Genomic DNA, 25,495 nt, shown 5'->3' with positions numbered 1-25,495 from the left:
TATTTTCAGCGAATTTCTATAGAAGATAATCCTGCCATTCTGTCACAATATTTTGTATCTTTGCAAACTCAACTGTTTTGTCGTGACCGGAAATAAGCTGAATTCCGGGCGGGCAGGACTTTAAATAAAAGAACGTGCAGGAAAAATATATAGACGAAACCAAACAGGGAGAAGCTTTTGCCATTGCAGAACGATCCGGGAACTCCAAGAAACTTTTTCTGGAAAGCTATGGCTGCCAGATGAATTTCTCAGATTCCGAGATTGTAGCTTCTATCCTTAATGAACAGGGATATAACACTACTCTGAAAGCAGAGGAAGCAGACCTTATCCTTCTGAACACATGCTCCATCCGCGAAAAGGCTGAGCAAACTGTAAGGATGAGACTGTCCCAGTTTAAGAACCTTAAAAAGGAAAGGCCGAATATGACGGTAGGAGTACTGGGATGTATGGCGGAAAGGCTGAAAACCAAATTCCTTGAAGAGGAACAGCTGGTAGACCTTGTCGTAGGTCCAGATGCTTACAGGGATCTGCCTAACCTTCTCAAGGAAACTGAAGACGGCCGGGATGCCATCAACGTAATCCTGTCTAAAGAGGAGACCTATGCAGATATCAATCCGGTTCGTCTGGGAGGTAACGGCGTAACGGCTTTTGTAACGATTACCAGAGGCTGTGATAATATGTGTACCTTCTGTGTCGTTCCTTTTACGAGGGGACGCGAAAGAAGCCGGGACCCGCATTCCATTATCGAAGAATGTAAAAACTTATGGGACAGCGGCTATAAAGAAATTACCCTTTTGGGCCAGAACGTAGATTCCTATCTATGGTATGGAGGCGGACCGAAAAAAGACTTTGCCAAAGCTTCGGAAATGCAGAAGCTTACTGCTGTTAATTTTGCCCAGCTGCTAGATATGGTAGCTTTAGCGGTACCGGAAATGAGGATCCGTTTCTCCACCTCAAATCCTCAGGACATGAGCCTTGAGGTATTCAGGATGATCGCTAAACACGAAAACATCTGCAAATATGTTCACCTTCCGGTACAGAGCGGAAGCAATAATATGCTTCTGGCCATGAACCGCCAGCATACCCGTGAAGAATATCTGGAGCTGATCAGAAAAGCAAAAGAAATTGTTCCGGATATCGCATTCTCTCAGGATATGATCGTAGGTTTCTGCAATGAAACCGAAGAAGATCACCAGGATACACTAAGCCTGATGCGGGAAGTGGAATACGATTACGGATATATGTTTGCGTATTCGGAACGTCCGGGGACGCCTGCCCATAAAAAAATGGAGGATAATATTCCTGCAGATGTAAAGCAGAGGCGCCTGGCGGAGGTTATTGCCTTACAGGGTGAACTTTCCAGAAACAGGATGAGGTCTTATGTGGGAAAAACACATCAGGTGCTTATTGAAGGAACTTCAAAGAAGAATGAAAACCAGTGGAAGGGAAGGAATTCCCAGAATGCCGTTTGTGTATTCGATAAACTCGAAGGACAGAAGATAGGTGACATTGTGAACGTTTTTGTCTTCGACAATACACAGGGCACGCTTTTAGGGGAAACCGTTCAGTAACTTGAATTAACTTTGATCGAAAGGTCAGCAATTAAACCTTAATTAAACATGTCAGCAGAACTTCAGAATATAAAAAACCGTTTCGGGATCATCGGGAACTTCCCGGCCCTGAACCGTGCCCTGGAAAAAGCCATCCAGGTAGCGCCTACGGATATTTCCGTTCTGGTTATCGGGGAAAGTGGTGTGGGTAAAGAATTTATTCCTAAAATCATTCATTCAGAATCGAGGAGGAAACATCAGCCTTATATTGTAGTGAACTGTGGAGCAATCCCGGAGGGAACCATTGATTCCGAATTATTCGGGCACGAAAAAGGAGCCTTCACAGGAGCTACGGCTACCCGGAAAGGATATTTTGAGGTAGCAGACGGCGGAACCATATTTCTTGATGAGGTAGGAGAACTGCCGTTACAGACCCAGGTACGCCTGTTGAGAGTACTGGAAAGCGGTGAATTCATGAAGGTAGGTTCGTCACAGGTCCAGAAAACCAATGTAAGAATTGTAGCAGCTACCAATGTGAACATGATGAAGGCTATTCAGGACGGCAGGTTCCGTGAAGATCTGTACTACCGTCTGAATACCGTACAGATCGATATGCCTCCTTTAAGAGAAAGGAAGGGAGATATCCACCTGCTGTTCAGGAAATTTGCCATAGACTTTGCAGAGAAATACAGGATGCCTGAGCTTGAGCTTGAACCCAGTGGCATTCATTATATAGAAAGCTATACCTTTCCCGGAAACGTACGTCAGCTGAGAAACTTAGTTGAACAGATGACCGTTGTGGAGAGGAACCGGAAAGTAACGGCAGAAAAACTGGCTGAATATATTCCTATGGAATCTCATCTGCCTATGGTTGTCAACACACCTAACAATGCCAAACAGAATGACTTCAGCACCGAAAGGGAGATCATGTATAAAATCCTTTTCGATATGCGGAATGATATCAATGATTTAAAGTCTCTCACATCAGAACTGATCAAGAATAAAGGAACGGATCTCAGCAGCCATGAGAAAAACCTGATCAACAGGATTTATACCCCTTCGGATAACCAGCAGCAGGCAGCTTCTTCAAATTCCCTGCTGTATTTTGAAGACCGTGACAACATTCAGACCCCTACGATTATTTCCAATCCGGACAGCAGTTATGAAGACATTGAAGAGATTGAGGTAGAGGAAAACCGGCCGGAATCCCTTTCACTCCAGAATAACGAAAAAGATTTGATTATCAAAGCCCTGGAGAAGCATAAAGGACGCAGGAATAAGGCTGCCGACGAACTGGGAATTTCCCAAAGGACCTTGTACAGAAAAATAAAACAATATAACTTAGAAGACTAAATTATGATGAAACTTAACGTAAAACCGGTTAATTTTGATTTCAGCAAATATCTTAACGGGGGATTTGAATTTTATAAAAATAATTTCGGAGATATCCTGCTGGCCTATTTCTTTTGTTTCGTTATGAACATCATCCCCTTCTGCGGGATCTTAGGAATAGGAAACCTGTACCGATATCTGCATAGATTAAGGAAAGGTGAACCTGCAGGTCCGGGCGATATTTTTGATTTCGGCGATTTTGTGCCGTATTTCATATTACAGCTGATTGTATTTGCCGGGGCAATTGTTATCTATCTGCCCATGATGATTGTCGGATTTATAGCAGGAGCTGAGAATGGTGAACCTTCACCTGTCTTTGCGATGATCATGATCCCTTACATGATTATTGTTATGATTGCATTTCTCATAGTCGTGCTCAAAGCATTCTATATGCCGGGTCTGATTTCAATTGCCGGAGTAAAAGACATCAAAACGGCGTGGAATATGTCAGTAACCATGACAAAAAATAATTTGTTATCGATCTTCTTATTGGTAATTATTACAGCAATACTTGGGCAATTGGGTATTATCTTTTGCGGAATCGGGATATTTTTAACCATTCCTTTTGTGTATGCCAGCAATTTTATGGCCATTGAAGATGCCCTGCAACAGATTCAGTATGATGAGATAACTGAAATAGGAGTAAAAAATGAATATTAATAAACAAGAGTTTTTGCAATACATCAAGATTTCTTTCCTGCTGGTATTCTGCATGGGAATGCTTCATTCCTGCTACAGTTTTACCGGATCATCCCTTACGGATGAAAAGACGATTCAGATCAATGAATTTCCCAACAATGCCGCTCTGGTGAATCCAACATTGTCCCAGCAGTTTTCAACGGATATTCAGAATCGCTTTCTGCAAAGGACAACCTTGAAAGGGACCAAAGAAAATCCGGATATCCTTGTTGAAGGAGAGATTACGGACTATTCCATTACTCCTACCACCATCAGCTCCACTACCACTTCAACCAATACCGGAGGAGTAATCAATGAATCACAGAATAAACTGACCATTACTGTAAAAGTTCATTATGAAAATAAGCTGCACCCGGAGCTGAGCTTTGACAGGACCTATTCTGATGAGGCGGTATTCAATAACAACCTGTCGCAGAGCGATATCGAATCTTCTCAGGTGAAGCTGGTTACAGAAAGAATTATTAATAAAATATTTAACGATATTGTAGCAAACTGGTAAGATGAATCCTAGAGTTTTAGAATTATTAAAAGAGCCCAAAAACATTCAGCCGGAAGATTTAACCCTTCTGAAAGAAGAAATCAATTCTTTTCCCTATGTTCAGAATATCAGAGCATTGCATCTGTATGGCGTTCATCTGCATGATAAAGGAAATTATCAGAAAGAGCTGGCCACTACTGCCGCTTACACCACGGATAAAAAAATTCTTTATCAGCTGATTAACGGCAAAATAGAACAGAAGCGGAAAGAACCTGTAACAGAAAAGAAAAAAACGGAGGCTCCGCAAAATTTTAAATACTCATATAACAATGGCAGCTTCCCGATAAAAAGGGAAGATAAGGCAGAAGAAAACAACAAACCTTCTGAAAATCATCGGGAAACATCTTATATCCAGCCTGCGCCAAAACCAGAGATTAAGCACGTTTATGTGCAGGGGGAACGGAACAGGATCCTGTTTGACGGTGAAGAAAACTTCATGAATGAAGACAATCATGAAGTCATTGATCTTGAATCCACACTGGAATCCGGGGTTATCGTAACCCAGAAACCGGAATCCGGGCCTTCTAATCAGAATATTTCGTCAGAAGGGGAAGATGTTACAAGAAATACAGAAAATCAGTCTGTCATAACTCATGATCCTGTAGGACACGATTCCGCTGACCAGTCCGGTGTTGAGGAAAATATAGCGGCTGAGAGGCAGGAAAACCACGAAGAGCCTACGGAATTGTCTTCTAATGAAATCATTGAGCAAAAAGAAAATGCTGAAAACATTATACAGGAGATAACGGATCCTGCAGAAGTAAGTTTTAAGGAAGCAGAACCTCTGATGCCGGAACCCCGCGTAAGCGAAAATGCCGGAGCAGAAGAAGGGGAAAGTAGTGGTGAAGATCAATCGGAACCGGCAGCTGATGCAATAACAGCATTTTCTTCAGATATAATCGTTGACCAGGAGGAAAATACTGAAGATGTTGTTAAAGATAAGATAGCTGATCCTACAGGAGTAAGCTTCAAAGAAACGGAAGCATTCATGCCGGAAACAGATGCTGAAGGAAATACTGAAAGTGATGAGCAGCAGGCTTCATCCGTTGAAGCAGAAGCTGATGAGAAAGGCCTGGATTTTACACATGAAAAAATCATCAGCGAGGATAAAATCAATTCTGAGAAGACAGAAGAGAACCTTGAGGATAAAACTGAATTAAGCTTTCACGGTATGGATTCCTTTTTGCCGGATGTCCAGATCCAGGCTGTTCACAAGGACCAGACAGCTGAACCTATTTCCGCTAAGCCTGCCATCAACAAGCACGAAGAGGAAATGAGGCGCCTGATTGAAGAAGTTGAGAAGAAGATGAAAGCATCCAGAAACACTTCGGAAATAAAGGCAGAAAAAGATGCGGAAGATAATGCCGGGCATGAAATCAGTTTTGCAGAAACGCAAAGTTTCGTTGTTGCCGATTCGCAGGAAGAAAAGTTTAAGGAGACTACTGAAGCTACATCGTCTTCTGAAGCTGAACACCCTCAGAAAAAGAATGAAGAAACCCATATAGAAGAATCCTTTTCAGAAAGTGAACCGGATCAGGATCAGAAAGAAAATACGGTTCCTCCTGCTGAAAAACCTGCAACAGCATGGAAACCGATGAGCTTTGAGGTCCACACACCGGATTCACTGATCGATAAAAAGCAGGAAATTCCCGAACACAGGAAGGAACCTGCCGTACAGGCTGAAAACCGGCTTCAGGAAATACTACCGCCTGCAGAAGATATGCCGGCTCTGAAAGAAGACCGTTCAGAAAATAGAGAAAGCCATGACGAACCTTTAAAAGAAGATCCTGAAACACCAGAGAATAAAGATCATGATGAACAGGCTCCGGTGATGAATGTGTCATTTTTCAGTTCCGATATCTCCAGCTGGACCGTTGATCAGACCAAAAAAGAAAACACGCAGCAGAGCAGGTCTGAGGAAAAAGCGGCCGAGGCTACCCCTAAAACTACACAGGCAGCGGCGGACAGCAACGTGCCGGGATTCATCAATACATGGCAAAGCTGGCTGAAAATTGACCGCACGCAGGAACCGGTAAAAGAAAAAGCGGAAATCAAGAATAAAGCGATTGAAGCATTTATAGAAAATAATCCGAGAATAAGCCAGCTAAAAGAGGAAAGCAGCTTCGTAATCAAAGAAAAGAACGATGATATTTCCCATCTGATGACGGAAACACTGGCCAACCTGTATTTTGAACAGAAGCTCTATACAAAGGCTATTAAGGCTTTTGAAATCCTGATCAATAAATATCCGGATAAGAAAGAGTATTTCGAAAACAGGATTAAAGAAATTAAAGATTTCCGAACTAAAGGCTGATAGAGGTAACATGGCTATAAGAATCACGCTCTTAGTTGCGGTATATCTGATTACAGGATTTGGCCTTTCTTATGTTTTTTATCCGGAGTGGGGTAAGGCAGAAGGGTTATTAAGAAGCTATGGGTGCCTGTTGTTCGCCTTTGGCTATGGTATTTATAATGTCATTTCATCACATAGGAAAATAAAGCCATAATTCGTAAAGCATACAACCATCTTAGTTAGTACTCCATATGAATTTATATATTCTGCTATAATGCTGATTACATTACAGATTTTGGCACTGAAAATTCCAGTAGAAACCAAATCCGGGATCAGGACCTGTATGGCACTCATTCTTCCTGGTCAGCGAACCTCTGGGAATAATTACTTCAAAATATGTTAATCGGACAATAGGATAAAAATACAGCGGCGGAAATTTTCCGCCGCTGTATTTTTTTTTGAATATCCCTTTTTCTAATGTTCAGATTTAAAACCGTAAGCTTTAATCCTGTATGCATAGTCAGGATTTTTTTTGTGAACGGCAGAGGCTGATAAACTGAGCTTCAACGTCCCGGAAGTGTTTAGGCAATTCTGATGATGCCCAGAAAAGCATTGTGATAGACTGTTCTCCGAAAGCTTCCCTGAAAAGCCCTTTATTCAAGCGGTAGCATTCCCGCAGCAGCCTTTTGATCCTGTTTCTGTATACAGCCTTCTTAAAATATTTTTTAGAAACAGACACCCCAAACTTCGCCTGTTCCACAGGAGCGGAAGGTTTGTTTTTGAGAACAATGATTCTCAGGCTCCCATGTGTTTTCCATCTGCCTTTTTCAAAAAGCAGCGAAATTTCAGTATTTCTCTTAAGTTTTTCAGTTCTGGGATAAGTAAAATTTGTCATTGCTTGCTGTAAAGATAGTCTTTATTTGGCTCACGGGTTCCGGAAGAGGATGGATTCATAGGTCTCCTCCAGTCCTGAAATTATTTTTTATCCAGCAGATAATTGATCACTTCTGAGGCAGCATACAATCCGAAGATCGCCGGCATATAACTGATCGTGCCATAGAATGACCTTTTATAATTGGTGCCATCCGTCATCTTAAGGCTTTCTTCATCCTGTATGTCATTGGCGAAAACACAGCGAACCCCTTTGTCGATCTTTTCTTTTTTCAGCCTTTTTCTTACCTGTCTTGCCAGGTGGCAGTGCTCCGTCTTGCTGATATCCCTCACCATCACCTTGCTCGGATCTGTTTTTCCCCCGGCTCCCATGGAACTTACAATTTTAATCCTTCTCCGCTTAGCTGCGATAATCAGGCAAAGCTTAGGCGTTACACTGTCGATACAGTCCAGGACATAATCGAAAGGTGCAGAATCAAGTATCTCATCCATCCTTTCAGGATTCAGGAATTCATTGATCTTGGTCAGTTTAAGATCAGGATTGATATCCATAAGCCTTTCTGCAACCACATCTACTTTATGTTTTCCTACGGTAGATCTCAAAGCAGGCAGTTGTCTGTTGATATTCGTGATATCAACCGTGTCACCGTCTACAATGGTCATATTGCCAATCCCGGCTCTGGCAAGGAATTCAGCGGCAAAAGAACCTACGCCACCCAATCCTACGACAAGGACATTTGATTTTATCAGTTTTTCCAGGCCTTCCTCTTTTACCAGAAGCTCTGTTCTCTCCAACCAGTATTTATCCATTTTTTATCTGCGCTAAATTTTCTCTAATCTGTTCATTAAGTACCTCTACAGTAAGGCCCTTTATTTCCGCTGTTTTTTGATACAGTTCCGCGATGTCAAAATCCTCATGATCTGTTTCCAGGAAAATCCTGTTCACGGGAACGGTTTTCAAAGTATCCTGCAAAGATAAATTATACAAAACCGCTTTTCCAAAACTGAGGTGAAAATTATTCCTGATCAGATCTTCGGCAATACCTTTTTTTTTGTTGAATCCATGGATGACCATCGCCTGCTCTGCCTTTTTCCTGAAAGCAATCACCTCGTAATATTTGCGGACACAATGGATGATGAGAGGTTTTCCTACATCATTCGAAATCCGGATCTGCTTCATGAACATCTCTTCCTGAAGATGCTGGTCTGCCGCCACCATAGAATCCAGTCCGCATTCCCCGATAGCAATGCAAAGGGCATGACCGGCCAGCTCTTGCAGTCGTTCAAGCTGAGGCTGCATGCCGCTCTGATCAATATCTTTTGGGTGGATTCCTGCAGAATACGGGAAATCAGGGGGAGGTTCCTGAATATCCGCATTATAGATCCCGAAAGGACGGGTTTTCTTATGGTGGTGAAAATCAAAAAACTCCATCTTCAAAATTACTCAATAAATTATTAACGACTAATAGTAATTGCTAAACGAACGTTTATTATTTCTGTTAAAAAATTCATAACTTTACGTAAACTGCGCTATATGAGAAAAAAATTTACTGAAAAACAAATCTATATTCTGGATGTTGCAGAGGAACTCATTGCCAAACAGGGATATGAGGGCACATCCGTTAGGGATATATGTTCCAAAGCCGGCATTAATGTCGCAATGATTTCCTACTATTTTGGGTCAAAGGAAAAAATGATGTCCTACCTTTACCAGTACCGGGTACTGAAGACCCGGGAAAACTTTTCGGAATTTGCAGATACCATTAAAGACGGCAAGCCGGAAATGCAGATGAAGGAGATCATCAAATATATTGTAGGACAACTGTTTAAATACAACTACTTTCACGGTTTTGTCACCCAGGAGCTTCGTCATACGGACAGTGTGAAGAACGAGTTGCTGGACTTTTACCAGCTTTTTGTGAGAAAGCTTGATGATGTCATCAAGAAAGGAGTGGCTTCAGGAGTGTTCACCTTTACCCCGAAACCAGAAGATGTTCTTACCACCATTATCGGATCTACACTGTTTGTTATCCGTAACCGTAATTTCTACGAAATGTATGTCCCTAACAAAGATGAGGAAACCTATGCTAAGGAAGCTGAGAAGAAAGTAAGGATGAATCTCTTACTCAGCATTTTTGCTATCCTGGGATACGCTGCAGACTAAAATTACGTTAAATAATCATAAAAAAAAATCTATTGGCAAAAAAGTTATATTTTTGCAAATTAATAGATCGGGAGAATCCGAAAACTGTTGAACTTTTTATGAAAAAATATATTTTAGGTCTTTTTGCTGTTGCGGTGGTTTCATCATGTATAAGCCAGCAGGACAAAGCAATGAAGAGTGCTGATAAGAATTACATCCTTAAAGTAGCCAATGAGAATTTCGCCAAAAAGAAATGGAAAAATGCACTGGCACTTTATGACAGGCTTCCGAACCTGGTTGCAGGTACCGATGATGCCCCGAATGTGGTTTTCAATTCTGCATATGCCAATTACTACGATAAAAATTACCGGTTGGCAGGAAGCCAGTTCAAGAATTTTTCCATCAGTTTTCCGCAGGACAGCAGAAAAGAAGAGGCAGCTTATATGTCTGCGCTTTGTTATTACGAAGGTTCAATGGATTATAACCTGGATCAGTCCAGTACGGAGCTTGCGATCAACGAGCTTCAGGACTTCCTGAACAACTATCCCAATTCCGAAAGATCTAAAAATATCAATCAGCTCATCGATGAGCTCGCTTACAAGCTTGAATTCAAAGCCTACGAAAATGCGAAACAGTATTATAAAATGGCTGAGTACAAGGCTGCCAATGTAGCTTTTGAAAACGTGCTGGATGATTTCCCGAGTACCAAGCTACGCCCGAAAATCTATGATTACATCATGAAGTCCAGGTATGAGCTGGCTACTAAATCTGTTTACGACCTTAAGGATGAACGTATAGAAAGTGCATTGTCTTTTACCAAACAGGTAGAAAAAGAACTTCCAAATACGGAATATGCTAAGACTGCGGTAGACCTAAGGGGGAAACTGGAAAAGGAAAAGCAGGATTTCGCCGTGGTAAAAAAACAGACTGAAGCTAAAATAGCAGCCCTTACGGCAAAACAGAAAAGAGAAGCGGACAGGCTTGCTGAAAAAAATAAAACAGAGCAGCAGATGAAGGATCAGATAGATGCAGAGAAAAAAGCAAAGCAGATCCAGAGGGATAGCGCCGCGATTCAGACCCCTCCGCCGGCAGCGACTTTCAAAATTCAAAGATAATTTGTAAATTTGCCATCTTATAAATAAAATAATATTCTCAAAATGAGTGTAAAAGATACCAAAGCAGAAGTCAATACGATTACTTACGATAAAGATAAGATTGAAGAAAAAGTAGGTTCCATCTATGAGGCTATTGTTATCATGGGTAAAAGAGCAGAGCAGATCAATGCGGAAATCCGTACAGAACTGCACAATAAGCTTGACGAATTTGCCGTTCATAATTCTACACTGGAAGAGGTTTTCGAAAACCGGGAACAGATCGAAATTTCCAAGCATTATGAAAAATTGCCTAAGCCTACCTCTATTGCTGTAGAAGAATGGCTGAACGGAGACATCTACTTCAGAAAAACTGACGATAGAAAATAATCATTTGTGTTTTTTATATATGAAGGTCATAAGGAATCTGTTCTTTATGACCTTTGTTTGTTTACCTTAGAAGATAAATAAGTAAATTTACGGCCTAAAACCTAACCGAATGAGCAGCCTTTCCGGAAAAAAAATTCTTATCGCAATCTCCGGTGGAATTGCAGCCTATAAAATTCATTTCCTGATCCGCGACTTCATAAAAAAAGGAGCGGAAGTACAGGCTATCATGACGCCTGATGCAGAGCACTTCGTAACCAAGCTCAGCATAGCCACTTTATCCAAAAATCCTGTATACTCAGATTTTTATGGGGATAACGGCACCTGGAACAGCCATGTGGAAATGGCGTTATGGGCTGATGTGATGATTGTGGCGCCCTGTACGGCCGGAACCCTGGCCAAAATGACCCATGGAATCTGTGATAACCTGGTTATCGCTACTTATATGTCCGCTAAATGTCCGGTCTTCATCGCACCAGCTATGGACCTCGATATGTATCAGCACCCTTCCACAAAACAGAACCTTGAGCTGGCGGAAGATTTCGGAAATCTGATCATCCCTGCCGAAAGCGGGGAGCTGGCCAGTGGATTGATAGGACAGGGAAGGATGGCGGAACCTGCAACGATCGTATATGCTGTTGAAGAGTTTTTCAGTTCGGCAGGCCGGAAAAGAAGCCTTGAGGGAAAAATGGTGTTGATTACAGCGGGCCCGACTTATGAGGCAATTGATCCGGTAAGATTTATCGGCAACCATTCATCCGGAAAAATGGGTTACTCGCTGGCTGAAGAAGCGGCTGAAAGGGGTGCAAAAGTAATTCTGGTCTCAGGGCCTTCCGGCATGGTTGTAAAGCATCCCTCCATTGAGCTTTATCGGGTAACTTCGGCAAAAGAAATGATGGCTAAAGTGTTCGAATTTTATGAACATACGGATATCGGTATTGCCAGCGCAGCAGTGGCAGACTATGCCCCGAGAGAGGTGGCGAAAGAAAAAATCAAAAAGAAGGATGAGCATCTGACCATTGAATTGGTGAAAAATCCGGATATCCTCAAGACCATGGGTGAACAGAAAAGACATCAGTTCCTGGTGGGATTTGCCCTGGAAACCGAAAATGAAGAAGAAAATGCACAGGCCAAAATGCAGAAGAAAAACCTGGATATGATTGTGCTGAACTCACTCCGGGATAAGGGGGCAGGTTTCCGGAACGATACCAACCGCATAAAAATCTTTACTCCGGCAGGAAAAAAAGAATTTGCACTGAAATCCAAAGAAGAGGTGGCCCGGGATATTCTCGACTGTATTGAAGCAGAAATTCTCAAATAAAATTAATAATTTTCCGTTCTCAACTTTTAAAGGAATAATGAAAAAACTTATCAGCTTATTTTTACTGCTTTTCTTATATAACGTTTCATTTTCACAGGAGCTGTTAGCCACTGTTCAGGTTAACTCGCAGCAGGTGGCAGGAAGTAACCAGCAGGCTTTCAAAGTACTTGAGAAAAGCCTTAAGGACTTTATCAACAATACCAGCTGGACAGGCAAGAAACTCCAGAATTTTGAGAAAATTAAATCCAACTTTGCTATAGTGGTAGCCAGCAGGGATGGCAACCGTTTTACTGCCAGTATCGTAGTTCAGGCAGTAAGGCCAGTGTATGGGACTACTTATGAATCCCCATTAATTAACCTGCAGGATACCAGGTTTACGTTTGATTATGTGGAAAATGAAAACCTTATTTTCAACGAACGTCAGTTTTCCGGTAAAAATCTTATTGATGTGATCAGCTTTTATGTCTATCTGATCCTTGGGTATGATGCAGATAGCTTTCAGTCCATGTCAGGGACCCAGTGGTTCCAGAAAGCTCAGCAGATCGCTCAGAATGGGCAGTCGCAGAATACATACGACGGCTGGAAGCAGATCAACGAGCCGAGAAGCCGCTCAATCCTGATCGGTGAGATCCTCAATCCGAATATGGCACAGCTGCGCTCATCTTTTTATACCTACCACAGAGGTGGGATGGATAATCTCTTCAACCAGGACCAGACCGGCGCTAAAAGAGCCATTTTTGATGCCCTGATGCAGCTTAAGATGTATGAAAACTCTTTCCAGCAGAATTATTTCTTCAACCTGTTCATCACAACTAAAAGCGACGAGATTTACAATATCTTCAACTCCGGCAACAACGGCGGAATTGTGCTTAGTGATCTGAAGCAGCTTATGATCCTGTTTGCTCCGAAATTCACGGATGACAAATGGAACAAATGGAAATAATCCCAAAAGCGGCTTACCCCGTTGTTGAATTCTGAATTCTAAAGTTCTATATTTGCAGTACCTAAAGTAATCTGCCTCTATCACATGCTTTCGAGAATTTACATTAAAAATTTTGCCCTTATTGATACGCTTGAAGTATCATTGCATAATGGTTTACAGGTTATTACCGGAGAAACCGGAGCAGGGAAATCCATTATACTGGGTGCTTTAAGGCTTATTTTAGGAGAGCGAGCAGATGTAAAGTCCATTGCCAACACGGGTGAGAAAAGCATTGTGGAAACTGAATTTTCCCTGGATAATCAGTTCAAGAAATTTTTTATAGAAAACGATCTGGATTATGATCTTCAGACCATTATCCGCAGGGAAATTTCACCTACAGGGAAATCAAGGGCGTTCATTAATGATGTACCCGTTACCCTGGACGTTCTCAGGGAACTGTCTTCAAAGCTGATTGACATCCACTCGCAGTTCGAGACCTCCAATCTCTTTACTTCCGAATACCAGTTTAAAATTATCGACGGCCTGTCTGAAAATAAAAGCAGGATCGAGGAATACCAGAATGAATATTCCGATTTCCAGAGCCTGAAAATCCAGCTTAAAAAATACCAAGCCCAGCTTTCCGAGAATACCAAAGAAAGCGATTATAAGCAGTTCCTGCTTTCTGAGCTGGAAGACCTGCAACTGGATGCTATAGATTATGAAGACCTCCAGAACCAGCTTTCCATCCAGGAAAATGCTGAAATGATTTCCGAAAACCTGGCGCAGGTATTATCAAGATTTCATCAGGAAGAAATCGGCATCCTGTCTTTTTTTAATGAAGCTAAAAATAAACTCTCCAGGATTTCTGAGGTGTCACATGGCTTTGCTGAATTAGACAGCCGCCTTGAAGCCTCTTTTGTGGAATTAAAGGATATCATCTCCGAGCTGGAAGACGAAGCAGAAAATATCGAAGCCAATCCGGATAACTTGGTCCAGCTTTCAGAACTGAATAACAGGCTCAATACCCTTTTTATCAAGCATAATGCAGCCAATGTGCAGGAGTTGATGGATATCAGGGACCAGCTGGCCGGTGATCAGAAGGGAGCCTCCGAGCTGGAAGCCCTCATCATGGATGTGGAGCAAAATATCATAAAAAAAGAGCAGAAGCTTCAAAAGCTGGCTCAGAAACTCTCAGAAAACAGAAAGAAAAGCATTCCTGTTTTCATCAAAAAAGCAGAAGGGCTGCTTAAAAAACTGGGCCTTGAGAAAGCCAGAGTGGATATTGAGCTGAAACCGGCGGAAGATTTCAATGCATTCGGTAAAGAAAGTATCCAACTTCTGTTCCAGGCCAATTCCGGGTTTCCGTTAAAGCCGATCCAGACCGCAATATCAGGAGGCGAACGTTCCAGGGTCATGCTGGCAGTGAAAAAAATTATTGCGGAAAGTGACCAGCTTCCTACACTCATCCTGGATGAAATAGATACCGGAGTTTCAGGAAAGGTGGCCGAGGAGATCGGAAATCTGATGCGAGAAATGTCCGCAGACATGCAGCTGATCGTTATTTCACACCTTGCACAAGTGGCAGCGAAAGGCAATAACAACTATAAAGTGGTGAAGCAGGACGTCTCCGGCAAAACCCAGTCCACCATTGTTCCGCTTGATGAAGATGAAAAGCTGAATGAAATTGCACAGCTCTTATCCGGAAGCAGGATTACAGAGGCTGCACTTGCACAGGCCAGAGAATTGATCGGTTAATCTGAGGCTATTGGCGGGATATTCTCTCCAAACTTAAATCTTATTGATATAAATCTGTAACATATCAGCTGCTTTTTTAACTAATACAAAAAAATAGCCTATGTTTTTACAATTCCTGAAATTAGAGTACAAAAGTTTTTTCCGGGGAAGTTCCGTTGGGGTCAATCTTGCTATGAAGATCCTCAGGTTTTTCGCTATACTTTATTTTATGGGATGCCTGATCGGAGGTGCCTTTATCGCCTTCTTTTATGTAGAGGAAGAAATGCATGCCGATGCGGTAAAGATTATTTCCCGGTTTATGATCATTGCCTGGGCTTTGGATTTGATTGTCAAGTATATCTGGCAGGAAATGCCCACCCAGAACATCAAGCCTTTTCTTACCCTGAACATTCCGAAGCGTACACTGGTTAACTATATGCTCACCAAGACCTTCCTTTCCGTATTCAGCTGGATCAATTCCTGTTTTATGGTAACCTTCTGCATTATTGCGATGTTTAAAGGCTATAGTGCATTGGGCATCGCTGCCTGGTTTATCGGGATATCGCTGTTGTTTTACCTCAACACATTTATCAACATCCTGTTCAATGGTAAAGAAGCCGTTGCCATTGCAGTCGGGGTCCTGTTCCTTATCGTCGTCGGACTTTCTTATTATGATATTCTGCCTTTGTTTGACTATTCCGAGTGGCTCTTTCACAGTTTTTATGAACATCCTTATCTTGTAATATTTCCTATCGTTGTATTTGCTGTTTTATGGTGGATCTGCTATAAGTTCATCCATAAGGAATTCTATCTGGACCAGGGTCTGGAAGCAAAGAAAGAAGTAGGAAAAACTGAAAACATTGCCTTCCTGAATAAGTATGGTGCCATAGGGACCTTCATCAATAACGATATCAAAATGCTGAAGCGGAATAAAGTGACCAAAGGCATTCTTATGGGGAGCTTTATGTTCCTGTTCTATGGATTGCTTATGTTTACGTCTGATATCTACCGCACGCCGATGATGATGATGTTTATGGGGCTTTTCGTAACAGGAGGTTTCCAATTCATGTTCGGGCAGAGGGTGCCCGCTTTCGACAGTTCTTATTACCCGTTGATGATGACCCAGAACGTCCCTTATAAAGAATACCTGAAAGCAAAATGGTGGCTGATGAACATCGTTACGGGAGTTTCCATCGTATTGGCGCTGTTTTATGCCTATTGGGGATGGGAAGTGTATTTTACCTTTTTTGCAGCCGGCCTTTACAACATCGGTGTGAATTCACAGTTTACCCTTTGGTCCGGTGCTTTCAATAAAACACAGATCGACCTGAATTCCAAAGAGAAAAGAATCGGTCAGAAAAATAGCTTTAACCTGAAAACGATGTTATTATTAATTCCCAAGATGCTGCTGCCGATGGCTGTTTTTGCCCTCACCAAATATTTCTTCGGGATTACAGCGGGTGTTGTAAGCATTGCCATTCTGGGACTCATTGGATTTTTATTCCGCGAGACAATATTCAACATCATCGTACGCCATTATAAAGTTGAAAAATACAGCACATTAGAAGCATTTAAAAACAAAAGTTAACATGATTACAATCCATAATTTATCTAAAACGTACGGGAAAGCCACCGTCCTCAATATTGAGCATTTAGAAATCCCAAAGGGGGAGACCTTTGGTCTTGTAGGAAAATAACGGTGCCGGGAAAACCACACTTTTCAGCCTGATGCTGGATCTTATCCAGCCTACAACCGGTTATGTGAGCATCGATGATATCAAGGTGAATGAATCTGAAGCATGGAAAAGCAAGGTTGCCGCATTCGTAGATGATTCCTTTCTGATCGGTTACCTTACCCCGGAAGAATACTTCTATTTTATCGGGGAATTAAGAGGGCAGAACAAGGCTTCCGTAGACGAGTTTTTAAAACAGTTTCACGATCTTTTCAATGGAGAAATTTTAAATTCTGGGAAATACATCCGTGACCTTTCCAAGGGGAACCAGAAAAAAGTCGGAATTGTTGGGGCAATTATTGGAAACCCGGAAATCATTATCCTTGATGAGCCTTTTGCAAACCTTGACCCTTCCACCCAGATCAAGCTTAAAAACCTGGTCAAGGAACTTTCCAAGCAGGAGGGGGTTACGTTTCTCATATCGAGCCATGACCTTTCCCATACTACGGAAGTCTGCAACCGGATTGTCGTAGTAAATAAGGGACAGCTGGTAAAAGATATTCAGACCCATCCGGAAACCCTGAAGGAACTGGAGCGGTATTTTGCAGACCAGGTCAACCTTTCCGGGGAACTGAACTAGATTTTCATTATACCTATACACTACCAGCCTGTAGGATTCCGTAATCCTACAGGTTTTTTTTATTTGATAAATTGTTTGTTTCCAATATTTTACATTTATTTGTCACGGAAAAATATTTTTTTTGTAACCATTTTAGATTTTTGTTGTCTTTATTATAGAAACAAGATGCCCATGAAGTTTTTATCTGGAAATAAGAAAGAAGATTTGCTCAGCCGCCTGAAAAAACAGGATCCGGCTGCACAGAAAATTTTTTATGATCAGAACGTCAGGAAATTTCTGAGTGTAGCCAGAAGCTATATCAGTGATCTGTACCAGGCTGAAGACTGTGTTATTAAAGCCTTTTGCAAGATGTTCAAATCTGTGGAAAGCTTCAGGGGCGAAGGGGCACTGGAAGGATGGGCAAGAAGGATTGTGGTCAATGAATGCCTCAATTTCATCAAAAGCCATAAAACCATTTTCTACCTGGATGAAGTAAATGCTTCTGCTTTAGAGGAAGTCTATGAAGAAACGGTGGTTTCGGATTTCAATGCCCAGGAACTTCTTGACCAATTGCCTGATCCGTACCGGATGGTTTTCAACCTTTATGTGATCGAAGAATATTCGCACCAGGAAATAGCTGATGCTTTGAATATTTCGGTTGAGGCAAGCAAAACACAACTCTTCAGGGCAAAAGAAAAAATGAGAAAGATTTATTTTAAGCAACAAAAAAAAATTAAAAATGAACTTGTCTAAGCATAATCTTGAACAACAAATCAAAAAACAGATGGATGAAAGGGAGATTAATCCTTCCCGTGATTTGTGGGCAGAAATTCAGGCACATCAGCCGGCTACACAGTCTTCCGGAAATGCAAAATGGATCTTTGCGGCGGCATGTTGTATACTGGTGGCAGCCATGGGAGCCGTATTGTTCATGATGAGGGATGACAATAGCCAAAAGGCTCAGCCTGTTGAAAAAGTATACACCGTTCATAAAGAGAAAGAATCTAAAGAGCCAGCAGTGAGTTATGGAACTGCCGAACAGCATAAAATAAGCAGCCAGAAGATAGCTGAGCATATACCGTCTAAAGGCCCTACGGTACAGCATTCCCAAACGGAGATCCTGCCTCAGAAGGAGGCTATGCCGTTAACCGCGGTACATTTAGCTCCTGAAGAAAAAATAGAAAGTAAGGTATATGCTGTTGAAATACCGGCTTCTAAAGCCTTTGCCGCAGCAGATTCGTCCAAAGTGCCTGTCTATAAGAAACGATATACCGATGCGGGGACACTTCTTTTTTCCGTAGAGCATAAAGATGCTATAGAGAAGACAAAAGGGGTGAGCAATGTAGCAAAGGTTGACCTTAACGCCAGATAATCCAGTTTTAAAAATATAATATAATGATCAGGAAATTAATCATTACAGGAATGGTATGCCTTGCCACGGCTTCAGCATATGGTCAGAGAGCTCTTAAAATTAGCCTTCAGCCTAAGGAAGATACAGAGGTGAGCCCCATTGTCAAAGAAAAGATGGAAGACTATGCCATGAAAATCAACAACATCATCCAGGAAGAAAAAAAATTAATGGAAGCCGAATTAATCAGCCTCCAGGAACAAGGACTCGGGAAAGCTGAATTTGATGAGGAAAAAACGAAAGTGGCCGACCGGTATTCCGAGAAGATCGACCAGCGGATTCATGATCTTGGATTTGACCTCGATCAGGTGATCCAGAAACAGGTAAGGTTCTCACTCCTGAATTCAGATGTTACTTCCAATGAGGAAATGAAAGCGCAGCTGCTGAAAAAGTTCCGCCCTACCAAAGAAATATCCCCATACTTCACTACAGGGGTGCTGACCCTTACCAATAATCTTCCGGATAATGACCTTGACATGAATATGAAACGGGGGAGAGACTTGGAGCTGGGGGTTAGGTTTAATTATCAGTTCGGCAGAACCAGCCCATGGGGATTGGTTGTTGGTCTTGGTTTTTCCTGGAGAACCATCCGGCTGGATAATGACATGCGTTTTACCAAAAACAGCAACGCCGATGTTTTCCTGACCAAATATGATGGTACGCTGGACAAGAGTAAGCTGAGGACAGGATATATTATGATTCCGCTGGGATTCCAGTATAATTTTTCCAAACTGAAAAATGCCGGAATGGATGTCCAATACAGGCCTTATGCCGAGGGATTCAGGATTACAGCCAACGCTTACGGAGGCATAAAGATGTCCAGCAATAACATTATCAAAAGTGATATCGGGGAGTTGAGAAGCCGGGGGGATTATCAGGTGAATCCATTTGTCTACGGGGCACAGCTGACATTATCATATGACGATTTCAGCATCTTCGTTAAGAAAGATTTCAGCAATTTTTTCAAGGACGGATATTTTGAAAACGATAAAGCCCCTGGTATTTGGAATAGCAGTCGGTTTATAAACTTCTCAGCTCATTTAACAGCGATACAACAGAGGATTTATTATAATCCGATGCCATATTCTCTAACATACCTATAGCAAAACACTCCGGAAATAATCTTCCGGAGTGTTTTTATCATTTATTTAAGGCTTCCTACCATATCTTCAGGTCTTACCCATTCATCAAACTGTTCGGCAGTCAGCAGTCCGAGATTGACAGCTTCTTCTTTTAAAGTCGTCCCGTTTTTATGGGCCGTTTTGGCAATCTTAGCGGCATTTTCATAGCCGATATGCGTATTAAGAGCCGTAACCAGCATTAAAGACTTATCAACCAATTCTTTGATCCTTGCTTCATTAGGCTCGATACCTACCGCGCAGTGATCATTGAATGAAATGCATGCATCAGCAATAAGCTGTGCCGACTGCAGGAAATTGTAAGCCATTACCGGCTTAAATACATTCAATTCATAATTCCCCTGTGTTCCGGCAAAGGAAATGGATGTGTCGTTCCCCAGAACCTGTGCACAAACCATCGTCATCGCCTCATTCTGGGTCGGGTTTACTTTCCCCGGCATGATGGAGGACCCAGGTTCATTTTCAGGAATATGGATTTCCCCGATCCCTGATCTCGGTCCTGAAGCCAACAGCCTGATATCCTGTGCAATTTTGAATAATGAAACGGCAAGCTGTTTCAGGGCACCGTGCGATTCTACAATGGCATCATGGGCAGCGAGGGCTTCAAATTTATTTTCAGCCGTGATGAAGGGATGTCCAGTAAATTCTGCAATATACTCGGCTACTTTTACATCATAGCCCTGAGGTGTATTCAGTCCGGTTCCTACGGCAGTTCCGCCCAGAGCCAGCTCGGAAAGGTGCGGCAATGTGTTTTTTAATGCTTTGATTCCGAAATTCAGCTGGGCAACATACCCGGAAAATTCCTGTCCTAAAGTCAGCGGTGTGGCATCCATTAAATGCGTCCTTCCGATCTTGACAATATTTTTGAAAGCTTCCGATTTTTCAGCCAGGGTATCTCTAAGCTTTTCAACGGCAGGAATGGTTTTTTCCACCACCTTTTTGTATGCCGCAATATGCATTGCTGTAGGATAGGTGTCATTGGAAGACTGGGACTTGTTGACATCGTCATTCGGATGGATTTCAGATTTTCCCCCCAGGGTTCCGCCGTTGTTTACATGTGCACGGTTAGAGATCACTTCATTCACATTCATATTGGACTGTGTCCCGGATCCGGTCTGCCAGATTACCAGCGGGAACTGGTCGTTTAGTTTCCCTTCCAGGATCTCATCGCAAACCCTGGCGATCATATCCCTTTTTTCTGACGGAAGCACACCCAGGTCAGTATTAGCAAAGGCCGCTGCTTTTTTCAGGTAAGCAAAAGCTTCAATGATTTCATGGGGCATCGATCCTTCCGGCCCGATTTTGAAGTTGTTTCTGGAACGCTCTGTCTGGGCTCCCCAGAATTTGTCTGCAGGAACCTGCACTTCTCCCATGGTGTCTTTTTCTATTCTGTAATTCATACGATTGGAATTTCTGATTTGTAGTTTATAAAAATACTCATTACTTAAAAACCTCACAATTTATAATCATTATAAATATCAATTGGCAGGAGTGATTTTCCTCATGTTTTTAGAGGATGTTTTATTTTTGCAGCCAAACAAAAATTCAATGGAATTCAGATATCAGGATCCGTATCCGATTCAGAAAGATGATACGGTATACAAAAAGCTCACTTCAGATTATGTAAAGGTTGAACAACTGGGAAACAGGGAAATACTTACCATTGATCCCAAGGGTCTCGAACTGCTGGCTGAAGAAGCTATGGCAGACGTTTCCTTTATGCTCCGGTCGTCTCATCTTGCCAGTCTAAGAAGGATTATTGATGATCCTGAGGCAACGGATAATGACAGGTTCGTAGCCTATAACCTTTTGCAGAATGCAGCTGTGGCGGCAGAAGGCGCCCTTCCATCCTGTCAGGATACCGGAACGGCTATTGTCATGGGTAAGAAAGGAGAGAACGTGTATACAGGAGTGGATGACGGCGAATACCTGAGTAGAGGGATTTATAATACCTATCAGAAGAGAAACCTGAGATATTCACAGGTGGTTCCTTTAACCATGTTTGATGAAAAGAACTCAGGGTCCAACCTTCCCGCGCAGATCGATATCTATGCTAAAAAAGGGAACTCTTATGAATTCCTGTTTTTAACGAAGGGTGGAGGTTCTGCCAATAAAACGTTTCTATACCAGAAAACGAAATCATTACTGAATGAAAAATCACTCGAAGAATTCATCAAAGAGAAAATATCAGATTTAGGAACGGCTGCCTGCCCTCCTTATCACTTAGCCTTGGTGATCGGCGGAACTTCTGCTGAGGCCAACCTTGCTGCGGTAAAAAAAGCTTCTGCAAAGTATTATGACCATCTTCCTACAGAAGGCAATGAAGCCGGACAGGCATTCAGGGATCTGGAGTGGGAAGCAAGGGTGCAGAAAATCTGTCAGGAAAGTTCGATCGGAGCACAGTTCGGTGGAAAATACCTTACCCACGATGTAAGGGTGATCAGACTTCCGCGTCATGCGGCATCCTGCCCGGTTGGTATGGGTGTATCCTGCTCTGCAGACCGTAATATCAAAGGGAAAATCACCGCAGAAGGGATTTTCCTGGAACAGCTTGAGCAGGATCCTAAAAGATTCCTGCCGGAAACGCCGCCGCATCTTGAGGAAGCTGTGGAAATCAATCTGAACAAACCCATGCCTGAAATTCTGGCTGAACTTTCTAAATATCCCATCAAAACCAGGCTGAAACTCAACGGTACCCTGATCGTAGCAAGAGATATTGCCCATGCAAAAATCAAGGAGATCATTGATAGCGGACAGCCGATGCCTGAGTATTTTAAAAACCATCCGATTTATTATGCAGGCCCTGCAAAAACGCCGGAAGGAATGGCTTCAGGAAGCTTTGGACCTACTACGGCAGGAAGGATGGATGTATATGTGGATGAATTCCAGAGCCATGGCGGTAGCATGATTATGCTTGCCAAAGGAAACCGGAGTAAAGATGTGACCAATGCCTGCGGGAAATACGGAGGGTTTTACCTCGGCTCGATTGGCGGACCGGCTGCCATCCTGGCAAAGGACAATATCCTTTCCGTTGAGGTGGTAGATTTCCCGGAACTTGGAATGGAAGCGGTAAGGAAAATCGAAGTGAAAGATTTCCCGGCGTTCATCATCACTGATGATAAAGGAAACGACTTTTTCGCAAATCTTGCCCATTAAAGAAATTATTTTATAATAAACACTACTTTGTATTGCAAGGTATCTTATTAAAGGATATCTTTGCAATACAAATTGTTTATCAATGAAAAATATTTCGCTTTCATTTCTGCTGATCCTCTGTATATTTCAGCAATCTTTTGCCCAACTTAATCAGAAACTGGACAGCATCATACAAACTGAATTTTCTGATCCGCATGCACCGGGAGGGGTGTTCCTCGTTTCACAAAAAGGAAAAACCCTGTATGAAAAAGCATTCGGAAAAGCCAATATTGAACTGGACTTTAATATGGTTTCCGGCAATGTCTTCGAGATCGGTTCCATGACCAAGCAGTTTACGGCTATTGCAGTGCTGATCCTTGAGTCCCAGGGAAAGCTAAGCGTCAATGATCCGGTCTCCAAATATATTCCTGATTATCCTTCGGGAAATCTTATTACGATCCATCATCTTCTTACCCATACCTCAGGCATTAAGGATTTTACCAAAATAAAATCACTTCAGTATATCGCTCAGAAGGAAATGACGCCTAAACAAATGGTCGACTTTTTCAAAAATGAAACTCCTGATTTTAAGCCCGGCGAAAAATTTGAATATAATAATGCTGGCTATGTTATCTTAGGATACCTGATTGAGCTGGTTTCAGGGGAACGCTATGAAGATTTTATCCGGAAAAACATCTTTGAAAAAGCAGGTATGAAGAATTCGTACTATGCCAGTGACCGGAAGATCATCAGGAACAGGGCTTATGGGTACCATCAAAAGACTGATGGCTATGTCAATAAAACCATTATAAGTTTCAGTGTTCCGTTTGCTTCAGGTTCGCTGATGTCAACGGTAGAAGATATGGTACGCTGGCAGCACGCGCTCAACACCGGCCTTATCCTTGATGCTGCTCACATCAACAAAGCTTTCACTGCTTATACGCTCAACAATGGGGAAAAGTTTACCTATGGTTACGGATGGCATTTGAAAGACATAAATGGTATTCCTAGCAGGGAGCATGGCGGAAGTATTTTCGGATTCAAGTCCATGGCTGTTTACGTTCCATCCCTCGATTTGTATGTGATAGGATTCAGCAATTGCGACTGCCATTCCCCGACGCAGGTCGTAAAGGATATGGCAAAAGCAGTTGTAAATGCTGTTAAAAAGTGAAAACTGCCTTCAGATCAATTTAAAATCAAAATAAATTATAAAATAGCAGGTTCATCTTTTGTGTAAAAAGGAAAAATGTTCTATTTTTGCCTAAAATCTATAAGATAATGATCACGATTTTGTCAGCATTTTGGCCGTTTTATCAGTTCCTTTGGACTGTTTTCTTCATCATCATGTTCCTGGTAGGGTTCTGGTGTATCTTCATGTTCTTCGGTTTTGTTATTCCGTTATGGCTGACTGAAGGCCTTAAAGAATATTTCGGAAAGGTAAGGCCTTTTGATCCGGAAGATATCAGAAGAAAAAAGATTTATGAGCAGGAAGGTACTGAAGTGATCTTTAATGAACCTAAAGGTAACGGACCTTTCATCCACGACCACGGACATCATCATTAATTGATATTGTCATTGCTTTTTCACCTGAATTCTGAAAAGGCAATATCAAAGCAAAACAACATATATAAACCACTCGGCAATACTGAGTGGTTTTTTTATTCATTCCTCAGCTTTTCCGGGGAGATGCCGAACTTTTTCTTGAATGCGCGGGTGAAGTTCTGCACGTATTCATATCCGCATTCAATGGCAATTTCTTTGATCATCACTTTCCTGTCAATGATCATCTTTTTAGCTTTCAGCATCCTCAGTTCTGCAATATAATCGCTTACCGTTATATGGTACCGTGATTTGAACTCCTTTCGGATGGTATTCTGGTTGATACCGATCAGCCTTGCAATATCTTCTGTTCTGAGGTGGGTGTGGTAGTGGTCATCGATATACTTCTTAACGGTTTCCGGTGTGCCTGGAAAGATATCCGTACTGTCTTTTTCACTGAACTGTTCTAAAATCAGCATCAATAGCTTGATTACTTTAGCTTCTATAAAGAGTTTCTGCAATACTCCTTTTTTGGAATAGCCTACAATTTCCTTGATAATCATATGCATTTCGACTGTAATGGATGGCGGTGTCTGCTGATGAAGAAAAATAAACCTGTTCTTTATCAGGCGTTCGAGTATATCTGCACTTTCGCTATCCGGTGCCGGCTGAATCAGATGAAGCATATACTGGTAATCAATATCGATCTGGAGGTATTCCAGAACTGTTTGGTTTTCCGTCCAGAGCTCTGCCTTGCTTTCCTGTTCAAGAAAATGGAGAATGTACTGATTTTTTCCGAAACGAAAAGAGGTCCTGCAGTCCGGAGCTTCAAGATGAATATCATTACTCAGCAGAAATAAAAGTGTAAAACCTGATCTGCTTTCCAGAGCATCAGATTTCATATAATAGTCGGCAGAACGGTCGGTATATGATTGTATTCTGATGTCTTCAGAACAAAACAGTATCTTTTTTTCAGATAACTTTTTCATGAGCGTTGTTACATTAGGTATGGTTTGGAGAT

The 25,495-nt window shown here is 42.0% G+C and carries 23 protein-coding genes and 1 pseudogene; 19 read left to right on the top strand and 5 right to left on the bottom strand.

All coding sequences use genetic code 11. From position 1 onward, the window contains the following. Positions 1 to 134 precede the first annotated feature (134 nt). The 5 genes from miaB to QE404_RS15700 are packed head-to-tail and all read left to right on the top strand — an operon-like array spanning position 135 to position 6,493. Positions 135 to 1,571, top strand: a complete 1,437-nt coding sequence (gene miaB, locus QE404_RS15720; protein ID WP_307453996.1) for a tRNA (N6-isopentenyl adenosine(37)-C2)-methylthiotransferase MiaB — start codon at positions 135 to 137, stop codon at positions 1,569 to 1,571. 48 nt (positions 1,572 to 1,619) lie between these two features. Further along, complete coding sequence (locus QE404_RS15715) at positions 1,620 to 2,903, top strand: sigma-54 interaction domain-containing protein (protein ID WP_307452043.1); 1,284 nt, start codon at positions 1,620 to 1,622, stop codon at positions 2,901 to 2,903. A 3-nt stretch (positions 2,904 to 2,906) separates the two neighbouring features. Further along, positions 2,907 to 3,602 carry a hypothetical protein gene (locus QE404_RS15710; RefSeq protein ID WP_307452042.1) on the top strand — a complete coding sequence of 232 codons (696 nt, stop codon included), beginning with the start codon at positions 2,907 to 2,909 and terminating at the stop codon, positions 3,600 to 3,602. Continuing rightward, on the top strand, positions 3,592 to 4,140 hold the full coding sequence (gene lptE / locus QE404_RS15705; RefSeq protein WP_371935170.1) for an LPS assembly lipoprotein LptE: 549 nt from the start codon (positions 3,592 to 3,594) through the stop codon (positions 4,138 to 4,140). The genes QE404_RS15710 and lptE overlap by 11 nt, the downstream gene beginning before the upstream one ends. Position 4,141: 1 nt before the next feature. Next, positions 4,142 to 6,493, top strand: coding sequence for a hypothetical protein (locus QE404_RS15700; protein ID WP_307452040.1), 2,352 nt, complete (start codon positions 4,142 to 4,144; stop codon positions 6,491 to 6,493). 499 nt (positions 6,494 to 6,992) lie between these two features. On the opposite strand, the gene rnpA is transcribed toward QE404_RS15700, so the two are convergent. From rnpA to QE404_RS15685, 3 genes are all read right to left on the bottom strand, one after another. Beyond that, positions 6,993 to 7,367, bottom strand: a complete 375-nt coding sequence (gene rnpA / locus QE404_RS15695; RefSeq protein WP_307452039.1) for a ribonuclease P protein component — start codon at positions 7,365 to 7,367, stop codon at positions 6,993 to 6,995. 80 nt (positions 7,368 to 7,447) lie between these two features. Next, entirely contained in the window at positions 7,448 to 8,173 is a 726-nt protein-coding gene (locus QE404_RS15690) for a tRNA threonylcarbamoyladenosine dehydratase (RefSeq protein WP_307452037.1), read from the bottom strand. Beyond that, positions 8,166 to 8,795 carry a TatD family hydrolase gene (locus tag QE404_RS15685; protein WP_307452036.1) on the bottom strand — a complete coding sequence of 210 codons (630 nt, stop codon included), beginning with the start codon at positions 8,793 to 8,795 and terminating at the stop codon, positions 8,166 to 8,168. The genes QE404_RS15690 and QE404_RS15685 overlap by 8 nt, the downstream gene beginning before the upstream one ends. 102 nt (positions 8,796 to 8,897) lie before the next feature. Between QE404_RS15685 and QE404_RS15680 the strand changes: the two genes are divergently transcribed. The 11 genes and pseudogenes from QE404_RS15680 to QE404_RS15630 all read left to right on the top strand — a co-directional run bounded on the left by QE404_RS15680 (position 8,898) and on the right by QE404_RS15630 (position 19,764). Further along, positions 8,898 to 9,527, top strand: a complete 630-nt coding sequence (locus QE404_RS15680) for a TetR/AcrR family transcriptional regulator (RefSeq protein WP_307452034.1) — start codon at positions 8,898 to 8,900, stop codon at positions 9,525 to 9,527. 98 nt (positions 9,528 to 9,625) lie between these two features. Further along, on the top strand, positions 9,626 to 10,621 hold the full coding sequence (locus QE404_RS15675) for an outer membrane protein assembly factor BamD (protein ID WP_307452032.1): 996 nt from the start codon (positions 9,626 to 9,628) through the stop codon (positions 10,619 to 10,621). A gap of 42 nt (positions 10,622 to 10,663) precedes the next feature. Beyond that, the gene (locus QE404_RS15670) at positions 10,664 to 10,987 is read left to right on the top strand and encodes a DNA-directed RNA polymerase subunit omega (protein WP_294206732.1); all 324 of its coding nucleotides are present in this window, start codon (positions 10,664 to 10,666) and stop codon (positions 10,985 to 10,987) included. 109 nt (positions 10,988 to 11,096) lie between these two features. Beyond that, positions 11,097 to 12,305, top strand: a complete 1,209-nt coding sequence (coaBC, locus tag QE404_RS15665) for a bifunctional phosphopantothenoylcysteine decarboxylase/phosphopantothenate--cysteine ligase CoaBC (protein ID WP_307453993.1) — start codon at positions 11,097 to 11,099, stop codon at positions 12,303 to 12,305. Positions 12,306 to 12,342: 37 nt separating this feature from the next. Then, positions 12,343 to 13,248, top strand: coding sequence for a type IX secretion system protein PorD (gene porD / locus QE404_RS15660; RefSeq protein ID WP_307452030.1), 906 nt, complete (start codon positions 12,343 to 12,345; stop codon positions 13,246 to 13,248). An 84-nt stretch (positions 13,249 to 13,332) separates the two neighbouring features. After that, positions 13,333 to 14,982 (top strand): DNA repair protein RecN, encoded by a 1,650-nt coding sequence (locus QE404_RS15655; protein WP_307452029.1) that lies wholly within the window; start codon positions 13,333 to 13,335, stop codon positions 14,980 to 14,982. Between the two features lie 100 nt (positions 14,983 to 15,082). Then, positions 15,083 to 16,549, top strand: a complete 1,467-nt coding sequence (locus QE404_RS15650) for a DUF5687 family protein (protein ID WP_307452027.1) — start codon at positions 15,083 to 15,085, stop codon at positions 16,547 to 16,549. Between the two features lies 1 nt (position 16,550). Then, a pseudogene (locus QE404_RS15645) lies at positions 16,551 to 17,274 on the top strand (ABC transporter ATP-binding protein). Positions 17,275 to 17,445: 171 nt separating this feature from the next. Then, the gene (locus tag QE404_RS15640; RefSeq protein WP_307452022.1) at positions 17,446 to 18,006 is read left to right on the top strand and encodes an RNA polymerase sigma factor; all 561 of its coding nucleotides are present in this window, start codon (positions 17,446 to 17,448) and stop codon (positions 18,004 to 18,006) included. Further along, positions 17,993 to 18,625 carry a hypothetical protein gene (locus QE404_RS15635; RefSeq protein ID WP_307452020.1) on the top strand — a complete coding sequence of 211 codons (633 nt, stop codon included), beginning with the start codon at positions 17,993 to 17,995 and terminating at the stop codon, positions 18,623 to 18,625. The genes QE404_RS15640 and QE404_RS15635 overlap by 14 nt, the downstream gene beginning before the upstream one ends. Positions 18,626 to 18,648: 23 nt before the next feature. Further along, positions 18,649 to 19,764, top strand: coding sequence for an outer membrane beta-barrel protein (locus QE404_RS15630; RefSeq protein ID WP_307453991.1), 1,116 nt, complete (start codon positions 18,649 to 18,651; stop codon positions 19,762 to 19,764). Positions 19,765 to 19,805: 41 nt separating this feature from the next. Here the strand turns inward: QE404_RS15630 and fumC are convergent, their stop codons facing one another. Next, a complete protein-coding gene (gene fumC / locus QE404_RS15625; RefSeq protein WP_307453989.1) occupies positions 19,806 to 21,200 on the bottom strand; it encodes a class II fumarate hydratase in 1,395 nt (464 codons plus the stop codon). A gap of 148 nt (positions 21,201 to 21,348) precedes the next feature. On the opposite strand from fumC, the gene QE404_RS15620 reads away from it, so the two are divergent. The 3 genes from QE404_RS15620 (at position 21,349) to QE404_RS15610 (ending at position 24,498) form a co-directional block, all read left to right on the top strand. Next, complete coding sequence (locus QE404_RS15620) at positions 21,349 to 22,956, top strand: fumarate hydratase (protein WP_307452017.1); 1,608 nt, start codon at positions 21,349 to 21,351, stop codon at positions 22,954 to 22,956. Between the two features lie 82 nt (positions 22,957 to 23,038). Further along, entirely contained in the window at positions 23,039 to 24,106 is a 1,068-nt protein-coding gene (locus tag QE404_RS15615; RefSeq protein ID WP_307452016.1) for a serine hydrolase domain-containing protein, read from the top strand. A 107-nt stretch (positions 24,107 to 24,213) separates the two neighbouring features. Next, positions 24,214 to 24,498 carry a hypothetical protein gene (locus QE404_RS15610; RefSeq protein ID WP_307452014.1) on the top strand — a complete coding sequence of 95 codons (285 nt, stop codon included), beginning with the start codon at positions 24,214 to 24,216 and terminating at the stop codon, positions 24,496 to 24,498. Between the two features lie 95 nt (positions 24,499 to 24,593). Here the strand turns inward: QE404_RS15610 and QE404_RS15605 are convergent, their stop codons facing one another. Next, positions 24,594 to 25,463 carry a helix-turn-helix transcriptional regulator gene (locus QE404_RS15605; RefSeq protein ID WP_307452012.1) on the bottom strand — a complete coding sequence of 290 codons (870 nt, stop codon included), beginning with the start codon at positions 25,461 to 25,463 and terminating at the stop codon, positions 24,594 to 24,596. Positions 25,464 to 25,495: the final 32 nt, after the last annotated feature.

Source organism: Chryseobacterium camelliae (assembly GCF_030818575.1).
Classification (GTDB): Bacteria; Bacteroidota; Bacteroidia; order Flavobacteriales; family Weeksellaceae; genus Chryseobacterium; species Chryseobacterium camelliae_A.
The sequence above is the reverse complement of the archived record's forward strand: the minus strand, read 5'-3'. Positions and strand labels throughout refer to the sequence as shown.

What these genes read in the sequence shown, in the direction of transcription:
- QE404_RS15715 (WP_307452043.1), top strand. Translation starts at nt 1,620, where the DNA reads ATGTCAGCAGAACTTCAGAATATAAAAAACCGTTTCGGGATCATCGGG.
- QE404_RS15710 (WP_307452042.1), top strand. Translation starts at nt 2,907, where the DNA reads ATGATGAAACTTAACGTAAAACCGGTTAATTTTGATTTCAGCAAATAT.
- lptE (WP_371935170.1), top strand. Translation starts at nt 3,592, where the DNA reads ATGAATATTAATAAACAAGAGTTTTTGCAATACATCAAGATTTCTTTC.
- QE404_RS15700 (WP_307452040.1), top strand. Translation starts at nt 4,142, where the DNA reads ATGAATCCTAGAGTTTTAGAATTATTAAAAGAGCCCAAAAACATTCAG.
- rnpA (WP_307452039.1), bottom strand. Translation starts at nt 7,367, where the DNA reads ATGACAAATTTTACTTATCCCAGAACTGAAAAACTTAAGAGAAATACT.
- QE404_RS15690 (WP_307452037.1), bottom strand. Translation starts at nt 8,173, where the DNA reads ATGGATAAATACTGGTTGGAGAGAACAGAGCTTCTGGTAAAAGAGGAA.
- QE404_RS15685 (WP_307452036.1), bottom strand. Translation starts at nt 8,795, where the DNA reads ATGGAGTTTTTTGATTTTCACCACCATAAGAAAACCCGTCCTTTCGGG.
- QE404_RS15680 (WP_307452034.1), top strand. Translation starts at nt 8,898, where the DNA reads ATGAGAAAAAAATTTACTGAAAAACAAATCTATATTCTGGATGTTGCA.
- QE404_RS15675 (WP_307452032.1), top strand. Translation starts at nt 9,626, where the DNA reads ATGAAAAAATATATTTTAGGTCTTTTTGCTGTTGCGGTGGTTTCATCA.
- QE404_RS15670 (WP_294206732.1), top strand. Translation starts at nt 10,664, where the DNA reads ATGAGTGTAAAAGATACCAAAGCAGAAGTCAATACGATTACTTACGAT.
- coaBC (WP_307453993.1), top strand. Translation starts at nt 11,097, where the DNA reads ATGAGCAGCCTTTCCGGAAAAAAAATTCTTATCGCAATCTCCGGTGGA.
- porD (WP_307452030.1), top strand. Translation starts at nt 12,343, where the DNA reads ATGAAAAAACTTATCAGCTTATTTTTACTGCTTTTCTTATATAACGTT.
- QE404_RS15655 (WP_307452029.1), top strand. Translation starts at nt 13,333, where the DNA reads ATGCTTTCGAGAATTTACATTAAAAATTTTGCCCTTATTGATACGCTT.
- QE404_RS15650 (WP_307452027.1), top strand. Translation starts at nt 15,083, where the DNA reads ATGTTTTTACAATTCCTGAAATTAGAGTACAAAAGTTTTTTCCGGGGA.
- QE404_RS15640 (WP_307452022.1), top strand. Translation starts at nt 17,446, where the DNA reads ATGAAGTTTTTATCTGGAAATAAGAAAGAAGATTTGCTCAGCCGCCTG.
- QE404_RS15635 (WP_307452020.1), top strand. Translation starts at nt 17,993, where the DNA reads ATGAACTTGTCTAAGCATAATCTTGAACAACAAATCAAAAAACAGATG.
- QE404_RS15630 (WP_307453991.1), top strand. Translation starts at nt 18,649, where the DNA reads ATGATCAGGAAATTAATCATTACAGGAATGGTATGCCTTGCCACGGCT.
- fumC (WP_307453989.1), bottom strand. Translation starts at nt 21,200, where the DNA reads ATGAATTACAGAATAGAAAAAGACACCATGGGAGAAGTGCAGGTTCCT.
- QE404_RS15620 (WP_307452017.1), top strand. Translation starts at nt 21,349, where the DNA reads ATGGAATTCAGATATCAGGATCCGTATCCGATTCAGAAAGATGATACG.
- QE404_RS15615 (WP_307452016.1), top strand. Translation starts at nt 23,039, where the DNA reads ATGAAAAATATTTCGCTTTCATTTCTGCTGATCCTCTGTATATTTCAG.
- QE404_RS15610 (WP_307452014.1), top strand. Translation starts at nt 24,214, where the DNA reads ATGATCACGATTTTGTCAGCATTTTGGCCGTTTTATCAGTTCCTTTGG.
- QE404_RS15605 (WP_307452012.1), bottom strand. Translation starts at nt 25,463, where the DNA reads ATGAAAAAGTTATCTGAAAAAAAGATACTGTTTTGTTCTGAAGACATC.